The following is a 7,023-nucleotide window of genomic DNA, read 5'->3' on the forward strand; positions in this document are numbered from 1 at the left end:
GGACCAGCTGCTGGCCTACCTCGAACTGATCGCCAAGTGGAACAAGGTCTACAACCTGACCGCCGTCCGGGACCCCGAGGAGATGCTGGTGCAGCACCTGTTCGACAGCCTGGCCGTCGTTCCTCCCCTGCGGCGCCAGACCGCCGGCCGGCCGGTGCGGCTGCTCGATGTTGGCGCCGGCGCGGGCCTGCCCGGCGTGGTGATTGCCACCTGCTGTCCCGAGATCCAGGTCGAGTGCGTGGACACGGTGGGAAAGAAGGCGGCGTTCGTCCAACAGGTCGCAGCGCAACTGCAACTGCCCAACTTGCGCGGTGTCCACGACCGCGTCGAGCACCTCTCCGGCAAGTACGACGTGATCAGTTCGCGCGCCTTCGCCTCGCTGCCGGACTTCGTCGCCTGGTCGGCGCATGCGCTGGAAGACGACGGCGTCTGGCTGGCCATGAAGGGCAAGGTCCCGGAATCCGAGGTCGCGGAACTGCCGGCCGACGCCGAAGTGTTTCACGTGGAACAGCTGGCCGTGCCGGAACTGGCGGCCGAGCGCTGCATCGTCTGGATGCGCAAGCGCGGGCGTGAGGAAAGCGCCACAGGAACTGCCGGGGCCTGACGGTAAACTCTGCGCTCACCTGGAGGGGCCATGTTCGGCGTTGCTGACTACGGCGCATTCGTCGCCGCGATCCTGATTTTCCTGGCCATCCCCGGCCCGGGAAACCTGGCCCTGATCACCTCGACCAGCAAGGGCGGCATCGCGGGTGGCATCGGCGCCACCCTCGGCATCATCGCCGGCGACCAGGTTCTGATGTGGGCCGCCGTCGCCGGGCTGGCCACCGTGCTGCTGGCTTCGCCGGCGCTGTTCGGCGCCGTCCAGTGGGCCGGCGCCGCCTACCTGGCCTGGATGGGCTTGCGCATGCTCCTGGCCAAGCCGGGTGCCAAGCCGGTCCTGGACATCCAGCCGCGCCACTATTTCCGCCAAGCCGCCTTCATCACGTTACTGAATCCCAAGGCCATCGTGTTCTACATGGCCTTCTTCCCCCTGTTCGTGGACCCGGGCCGCCATCCGAGCCTGGCCACCTTCGGCGTGATGGCCGCGACGATCGCGGTGCTGACTTTCGCGTACGGGCTGGCGGCTGTGCTGCTCACGCACTTCCTCGCCGAGCGCATGCGCGCCAACCCGGCGATCGGCCGCGTGCTCGGCAAGTTTGCCGGCCTGTGCCTGATCGGCTTCGGAGTGAAGCTGGCGGTGTCCAGGTAGAAAGAATATGAACCCCCACGTTCGCCCACTTCGTGTGACTCTCTGCCCCCCGGGGGGGCCATCCGTGCCCTTCGGGCGGCCGGGCGGGCACTGAAATGGCCAAGATCTTTTGCGTCGCCAACCAGAAGGGCGGGGTTGGCAAGACGACGACGACGGTGAACCTCTCCGCGGGCCTGGCCAAGGTGGGCCAGCGCGTGCTGATGGTGGACCTGGACCCGCAGGGCAATGCGACCATGGGCTCGGGCGTGGACAAGCGCCAGCTGAAGCTGTCGGTCTACGACGTGCTGCTGGAGTCCGCCACCATCGCCGAAGCGCGCGTGCGCAGCGAGCGGCTGGTGGAAGCCGGCTGCGCCTACGACGTGCTCGGCGCCAACCGGGACCTCGCCGGCGCCGAAGTCGAACTCGTTGACGAGGAGCGGCGCGAGCGCCGCCTGAAGGATGCGATCGCCCAGGTCGCTGGCGAGTACGACTTCGTCCTGATCGACTGCCCGCCCTCGCTCTCCCTGCTCACGCTCAACGGCCTGTGCGCCGCGCACGGCGTGATCGTGCCGATGCAGTGCGAGTACTTTGCGCTCGAAGGGCTGTCGGACCTGGTCAACACGATCAAGCAGGTGCACGCCAACCTGAACAAGGACCTGCAGATCATCGGCCTGCTGCGCGTGATGTTCGATCCGCGCATCACCCTGCAGCAGCAGGTGAGCGACCAGCTGAAGGCGCACTTCGGCGAGAAGGTGTTCAACACGGTGATCCCGCGCAACGTGCGCCTGGCCGAAGCACCGAGCTACGGCTTGCCGGGGCTGGCCTTCGACCCGTCCGCGCGCGGCAGCCAGGCCTTCGTGGAGTTCGCGCACGAGATGGTGGAGCGTCTCGGCGGCACCCGCCCGGCGGCCGCACAGCGCCCGGTCGTGGCCCCGCCGCAGCCCGTGAGCCTCGGCGCCTTGCTACACAAAAAAGAGCAGTGAAGCCAGTCAACGTGCTGACCCTGCCGGGCCGGGAGGGCAGCGGCCCGAAGCACTGGCAGACCCTGTGGGAGCAGCGCCATGGCTACCGGCGGGTGGAGCAGCACGACTGGCTGCGGCCCCTGCGCGGCGACTGGATCGCGCGGCTGGAGGACGTGGTGCTGTCCTGCACCGAACCGGCGGTGCTGGTGGCGCACAGCCTGGGCTGCGTCCTGGTGGCGGCGTGGGCCGCACACTCGCGCAACACGCAGCGCGTGAAGGCGGCGCTGCTGGTCGCCCCCGGCGACGTGGAGCGGCCGGAGGTGCGCGAGCAGCTGCCTTCGTGGTCGCCGATCGAGCTGCGGGCGCTGCCGTTTCCCTCCGTGCTGCTGGCGAGTCGCAACGATCCCCATTGCGCCTTCGACCGCGCGCGCCTGTTCGCGCACGCGTGGAACGCGCAGTTCATGGACTACGGCGACTGCGGCCACATCAACGCGGAGTCCGGGCTGGCGAGCTGGCCGGAAGGCCACGTGCTGCTGCAGGACCTGATGAAAGACTGATTGGATTGGTGAACGTGATGGTGACGAAGAAACCCAAGGGCCTGGGCCGCGGCCTCGAGGCGCTGCTCGGGCCGAAGGTGCAGGAGGGCGGCCCCGCCGCCGGCAGCGACGCGGCCGGCAGCAGCGCCGGCACGCCGATGTCGATGCTGCTGGCGGACATGGTGCCCGGCATGTACCAGCCGCGCACGCGGATGGACGAGGGCGCGCTCTACGAGCTGGCCGAGTCGATCAAGGCGCAGGGCATCATGCAGCCGATCCTGGTGCGCCGGCTCGGCGAAGGCGAGAACGCCGGCAAGTACGAGATCATCGCCGGCGAGCGGCGCTTCCGCGCGGCGCGCCTGGCGGGCCTGGACAGCGTGCCGGTGCTGGTGCGCGACGTGCCCAACGAGGCCGCCGCCGCGATGGCGCTGATCGAGAACATCCAGCGCGAGGACCTCAATCCGCTGGAAGAGGCGCAGGGCCTGCAGCGCCTGATCAAGGACTTCGGCCTCACGCACGAACAGGCGGCGCAGGCCGTCGGCCGCTCGCGCAGCGCCGCGTCCAACCTGCTGCGCCTGCTCAACCTGGCGGACCCGGTGCAGACCATGCTGATGGCCGGCGACATCGACATGGGCCACGCGCGCGCGCTGCTGGCACTGGAGCGCGCCGCGCAGATCACGGCGGCCAACCAGATCGCGCAACGCAAGCTCTCGGTGCGCGAGGCCGAAACCCTGGTGAAGAAGATCGGCGCCGAGTTCAGCCTGGTCTCGCCCAAGCCGAAGAAGGAGAAGTCGCGCGACCTGCGGCGGGTGGAGGAGGAGCTCTCCGACCTGCTCACCGCCGAAGTGGAAGTGCGGGTGAAGAAGCGCGTGAAGCGCCACGGCCGCATCGAGGAGCTGGGCGAGGTTGCGATCTCCTTCGGCTCGCTCGAGGAGCTCAACGGCCTGATCGACCGCCTGCGCGCCTGACGCGCCTTTCTCCCCCCTCCGGCGTGGGGCAGGGTGGAGACTTTGCGCCCCGGCAATCGGCCTGCGCGCCCGCTGCGCCACCCCTGCGATCCCTTGACGCAAGTCATTCTGCTTCCCGGCCGCCCGCGTAGATTGAGCGTCCGGGGCCTTCCCCATGCGACTCGAGGAGCAGTCATGGCTACGCAAGCTGCAACATCCGTCCTGCGGGCGACCGTGCCCGCGATCGTTGCCTTCGCGGCAGTGGCGCTCGGCTCGCCTGCCCTCGGGGCCCAGAAGATGCGCGAGCCCAGGCAGGTGGTCGAATCCGTCTGCGCGGCCTGCCACGCGGAGGGCAAGAATGGCGCACCGAAGATCGGCGACCGCGCCGCCTGGACGCCACGCTTCTCCAAAGGGCTCGACGTGTTGATCGACGCCGCGGTGAACGGGCACGGCGGCATGCCACCGCGCGGCGGCATGCCGCAGCTGGAGCGCGCGGAGCTGCGCGCCGCCGTCCTCTACATGTTCAATTACGGCCTGCCGCCGGTGCCGCCGCCGCCCGACGTGGCCAAGGCCGATCCGCGGCACAAGCTGGTGGCCGGCACCGACATCTACTTCGGCGTCATGTCGGCCGAATCGCTGCGCTCCAACGGCATGTCGAAGGTGAGCGTGCCTTCGGGCAAGGGCTACTACCACCTGAACATCTCGCTGGCGGACCAGAAGACCGGTGTGCAGGTGAAGGATGCGCAGGTGAAGCTGCGCGTCTCGGACGGGATGTCGGAACAGACCGCCGCGCTCGCGCCGGTGGTGGCCAACGATGCGGTGAGTTACGGCAACTTCTTCCAGCTCACGAGCGGCGGCGCCTACAACATCCAGGCCGAGGTGATGCGGCCGGGGCTGCGCAAGCCGATCGTGACGAACTTCGAATTCAGGGCGCCCTGACGGACTGATTGGGTAGTGGGTGGGGGAAAGGGAAACCGCGCCGAAAGGCGCGGTTTCTTCTTGGGGCGAAGAGATTCAAGGCCGCGTCAATGCCGCCAACGCGCGCACATCCTTCGCCGTTCCCAATCCCCAGCACGCCTCGATCAGCCGCTGCGTCTTTGCCGCACCGATCACCGGCTCGGCGAGCTGGGTGAACTTCGCTTCCAGCATCGCATCCGTCATCGGGCGCTGCAGCGAGCCGATCGCGTGCTCCACGAACACGTGCACCTTGCGGCCATCGGTGAGGACGGCGGTGACATCCGCGCTGGCCTCGTCGATCGCGTTGTCGACCGTGGCCACGACCTTGTGGCGCAGCGCCACCATGTCGGGGCGGTTCACGATCGCGTCGTCGTACTCCGACTCGCCGGCGCGGCCGAAGACCAGCCCCGCGGCGCAGCCGTGGTAGACGCTGAACTTGCCCTGCAGGCCGTCGGCCGGTTCCTTCTTGCCCGTGAGCTCCAGCACCAGCGGGTGCACCTTCAGCTCGATGCGCTCCACGTTCTCGGCCCGCACGCCTTGTTCGCGCAACTGCACGCAGGCGTCGATGCTCGGATGGATCACGATGCCGCAGGCAAAGGGCTTGTAGCTGTTGAAGGAGATCTCGAAGCGCTGGCCCAGTTCGTCGGTCGCCTCGTTCCACGCGGTCTTGGTGGACACCACCTGCGCCCAGCCGCGCGGCGCCTCCAGCGCGCGCGGCGAAGCGGTGAAGCCCTTGGACGCCAGCAGCGCCGCGGTGAGGCCGGCGCGGGCGGCGCCGCCCGGGTGGAACGGCTTGGTCATGGTGCCGAACTGCTCGCGCAGGCCGATCGGCTGCGAGGCCGCGATGCCCAGCGCCATCTGCGTCTGCTGCGCATCCAGCTTCAGCAGGCGGGCGCAGCCGGCGGCGGCCCCGAGCATGCCGGTGGTGCCGGTGATGTGCCAGCCGCGGTCGTAGTGCTCGGGGTAGACCAGGTTGCCCAGGCGGCAGGCCACGTCGATGCCCAGCACCAGCGCGTCGACCACCTCGCGGCCGCTCATTCCCTTGTGCTCGGCCAGCGCGAGCAGGGCCGAGGCCACCGGGCCGGCCGGGTGGATGATGGTCTTCAGGTGGGTGTCGTCGAAGTCGAAGGTGTGCGAGGTGATGCCGTTGACGAGCGCGGCGCCCGCCATGTCCACCTTCTCGCTGCGGCCGGCGATCGTGGCCTGCGGCGCCGGTTGCAGTTCGGCCATGGCGGCCAGCGCCGCATCCGCGGCCTCGTGCCGGGCCGCGCCGACGGCGCAACCGAGCCAGTTGAGGAAGGTGCGGTGCGCCTCGTGGTCGACCGCGTCGTCCCAGCCGCGCGAGGGATGGGAGGCGACGAACTCGGCAAGGAGCTTCGTGATCGGCGGGGCATCGCGGTCGGCCGGGACCTGGGTGTTGCGGGCCATGGATCCTCCTGGGGCGTGGATGGGCGGCCTGATTGCGCCGGCGGATGCCGAGTGTCGATGGTTCGCGCCCGTTCGGCAGCGGCGACAACCCTGTCCCGGCGCATCCGTTGGCTGAGGGCGACGTGCCGCCGCCAGGGGATGTTTCGACCGGTATCGGCGGGCACCTCTTGCCGCAGACTCCAAGGTCACTCGATGTTTTCAACGCAGTAGGCGCTCACGTTTCAAGTGCGAGCGGCCTGCTGCATCCGACCGGCGGAGGCTTGCGCCGGCCGCGTTCGCAATTTGCTTCAGCTCGGCGTTGCGCTCCCCCGCAGCATGGCCCCGTGTTCTTGAACCGGGAGACCCCCATGGATGTTCGGTGGTGCGCGGCGCTGGCCCTCGTGCTGGCAGCAGGAGCAACAAACGCGGCGCGGGCGGAAACCTTCCGCTGCCCGCTGGCCGACCGGGTGGCCAGCTACCAGCAGACCCCCTGTGCAGTTTCCGACCTGCCGCCGCCTTCCCGCGCCGGCGCGGACCCGGAGCGGCCCAAGGCCGTCCCCACGGCGGCAACGCCCGACGACGATGCCCCCTTCTCCGCCCTCACGCCCCGCAGGCGCGAGGTGCTCGACCTCACCGCCCGCTTCGAGCGCTGCCGCAGCGACGAGCCCGGCTTCGCCGAGCGCACCGCGGACCTCTACCTGGCCTGGCGCAAGCGCCACCGCGAGACCCTGAACGAATACAACCACCTGCTGGCCACCAAGGTGCGCGTCGCCGCGCGCGGCAGCCCGGCCAGCTGCAACGAGGACTGGATCCACGAGCTCGAGCCGCTGACGCGCGCGACCGATCCCCGCTTCAGCTCGGTCGAGAAGACCTGGCAGGTGTTCGTCGACGCGCTGAAGGCCGCGGACCGCGCCGCCGTGATGGCCGCGGTCTCCGGCCCGATCGCCCGCTCCATGGGCGAGCGGCTCGACAAGCTGGCGGACGCC

The 7,023-nt window shown here is 69.6% G+C and carries 8 protein-coding genes; 7 read left to right on the forward strand and 1 reads right to left on the reverse strand.

Annotated features, from left to right (window positions below; all coding sequences use genetic code 11):
• The 6 genes from rsmG to VFM98_RS10610 form a co-directional block, all read left to right on the forward strand.
• Window positions 1–604 (forward strand): 16S rRNA (guanine(527)-N(7))-methyltransferase RsmG (gene rsmG, locus VFM98_RS10585; protein ID WP_325109885.1); only part of this gene is annotated, 604 nt, incomplete at its 5' end.
• 30 nt (window positions 605–634) lie between these two features.
• A complete protein-coding gene (locus VFM98_RS10590; RefSeq protein WP_325109886.1) occupies window positions 635–1,249 on the forward strand; it encodes a LysE family transporter in 615 nt (204 codons plus the stop codon).
• A 95-nt stretch (window positions 1,250–1,344) separates the two neighbouring features.
• On the forward strand, window positions 1,345–2,211 hold the full coding sequence (locus VFM98_RS10595; RefSeq protein WP_325109887.1) for a ParA family protein: 867 nt from the start codon (window positions 1,345–1,347) through the stop codon (window positions 2,209–2,211).
• Complete coding sequence (locus VFM98_RS10600; RefSeq protein WP_325109888.1) at window positions 2,208–2,747, forward strand: RBBP9/YdeN family alpha/beta hydrolase; 540 nt, start codon at window positions 2,208–2,210, stop codon at window positions 2,745–2,747. The genes VFM98_RS10595 and VFM98_RS10600 overlap by 4 nt, the downstream gene beginning before the upstream one ends.
• Before the next feature lie 17 nt (window positions 2,748–2,764).
• Window positions 2,765–3,694 carry a ParB/RepB/Spo0J family partition protein gene (locus VFM98_RS10605; RefSeq protein WP_325109889.1) on the forward strand — a complete coding sequence of 310 codons (930 nt, stop codon included), beginning with the start codon at window positions 2,765–2,767 and terminating at the stop codon, window positions 3,692–3,694.
• 174 nt (window positions 3,695–3,868) lie between these two features.
• A complete protein-coding gene (locus VFM98_RS10610) occupies window positions 3,869–4,612 on the forward strand; it encodes a c-type cytochrome (RefSeq protein WP_325109890.1) in 744 nt (247 codons plus the stop codon).
• Between the two features lie 75 nt (window positions 4,613–4,687).
• Here VFM98_RS10610 and VFM98_RS10615 read toward each other — a convergent pair whose 3' ends face one another.
• Window positions 4,688–6,058 (reverse strand): MmgE/PrpD family protein, encoded by a 1,371-nt coding sequence (locus VFM98_RS10615; protein ID WP_325109892.1) that lies wholly within the window; start codon window positions 6,056–6,058, stop codon window positions 4,688–4,690.
• A gap of 347 nt (window positions 6,059–6,405) precedes the next feature.
• Between VFM98_RS10615 and VFM98_RS10620 the strand changes: the two genes are divergently transcribed.
• Window positions 6,406–7,023: hypothetical protein (locus VFM98_RS10620; protein WP_325109894.1), on the forward strand; the 618-nt coding region annotated here is incomplete at its 3' end.

The organism is Ramlibacter sp. (assembly GCF_035706265.1).
Lineage (GTDB): Bacteria > Pseudomonadota > Gammaproteobacteria > Burkholderiales > Burkholderiaceae_C > Ramlibacter.

Bases quoted from the DNA above. Each gene is read 5' to 3' on its own strand.
- VFM98_RS10590 (WP_325109886.1), top strand. From the start codon at position 635: ATGTTCGGCGTTGCTGACTACGGCGCATTCGTCGCCGCGATCCTGATT.
- VFM98_RS10595 (WP_325109887.1), top strand. From the start codon at position 1,345: ATGGCCAAGATCTTTTGCGTCGCCAACCAGAAGGGCGGGGTTGGCAAG.
- VFM98_RS10605 (WP_325109889.1), top strand. From the start codon at position 2,765: ATGGTGACGAAGAAACCCAAGGGCCTGGGCCGCGGCCTCGAGGCGCTG.
- VFM98_RS10610 (WP_325109890.1), top strand. From the start codon at position 3,869: ATGGCTACGCAAGCTGCAACATCCGTCCTGCGGGCGACCGTGCCCGCG.
- VFM98_RS10615 (WP_325109892.1), bottom strand. From the start codon at position 6,058: ATGGCCCGCAACACCCAGGTCCCGGCCGACCGCGATGCCCCGCCGATC.